Source organism: Blautia sp. HCP3S3_H10_2, assembly GCF_052122375.1.
Taxonomy (GTDB): domain Bacteria; phylum Bacillota; class Clostridia; order Lachnospirales; family Lachnospiraceae; genus Blautia_A.
Genome location: NZ_JBQKCL010000057.1, coordinates 1 through 530 on the forward strand (window position 1 = coordinate 1; position 530 = coordinate 530).

Below are 530 nucleotides of genomic sequence, written 5' to 3' on the forward strand. Positions count from 1 at the left end.
TCATCCGGATTCCCAACTTTATACAGGTCGAATTTTGCTCCCTCAAGGGCTTTTCCCTCTGCTCCTGTCTTGACCAGTTCCAGTTTTCCTTTACTTTCTTCTGTATTGCTCATTTCGAAAGTATAAGTTTTTACTTCTGTCTGACCAGCCTCTACTGTCTTGATCTCAGTCCTTGCTGCTGCTCCGCTCGGTGTTACATAGCCTGCCGGGGCTTTTGTCTCTTCGAAGTAATAGCTTCCTGGGTCTACACTGATCTCAATGGTTCCGTTTTCATCTGTTACTAACGGCACCTTATTGATCCTAGTGTCCGCTTTTCCATCTTCCACACGGTATAAGTCGAACTCTGCTCCTGCAAGCTTTTTACCGTCAGTTCCGGTTTTTACCAGTTTCAGCTTTCCTTCGTTTTCCTTCGTATTGCTTACATTGATCGTATACAATACAACGGATGCCTGGCCTGCTTCTACAACTACTGTCTCTGTCTTGGCAGCTGTTCCAGCCGGGGTTACATAGCCTGCCGGGGCTTCTGTTTC

1 protein-coding gene is annotated in these 530 nt (G+C 46.6%); it reads right to left on the minus strand.

The genetic code is table 11. From position 1 onward, the window contains the following. On the minus strand, positions 1 to 530 hold a 530-nt coding region (locus tag ACTQWB_RS18745), incomplete at both ends, for a prealbumin-like fold domain-containing protein (protein ID WP_441485573.1).